The organism is Prauserella cavernicola (genome assembly GCF_016595675.1).
Lineage (GTDB): Bacteria > Actinomycetota > Actinomycetes > Mycobacteriales > Pseudonocardiaceae > Prauserella_A > Prauserella_A cavernicola.
The window spans coordinates 1-286 of the sequence record NZ_JAENJH010000079.1; the positions used below are offsets into that span (position 1 = coordinate 1).

A 286-nucleotide genomic window follows, 5' to 3' on the forward strand; every position below is an offset into this window, starting at 1 on the left:
TCCACCGGGAGAGCGCCGCGATCACGGGCACGACGCCCGAGAAGTCCTTCGCCGCGCTGGCCGGGCAGATCCCGCTAGGCCGCACGGTCTCGCCCGGCGAGGTCGCCGAGACGGTGGCCTTCCTGCTCTCCCCCACCGCGTCGTACATCACCGCACAGGCCGTGAACGTCTGTGGCGGACTTGAAATGGACTGAGGAGTTCCCCATGCTGCACGGTGTCTGGCACTTCAGTTTCACAGTGTCCGATCTGGACGCTTCGGTGGCGTTCTACCAGGACCTGCTGGACT

The 286-nt window shown here is 66.1% G+C and carries 1 protein-coding gene; it reads left to right on the plus strand.

Features of this window, described 5'->3' with window-relative positions; genetic code table 11:
* A partial coding sequence (locus JHE00_RS34780) for an SDR family oxidoreductase (RefSeq protein ID WP_200326455.1) occupies nucleotides 1-194 on the plus strand: 194 nt, incomplete at its 5' end.
* Nucleotides 195-286 lie beyond the last annotated feature (92 nt).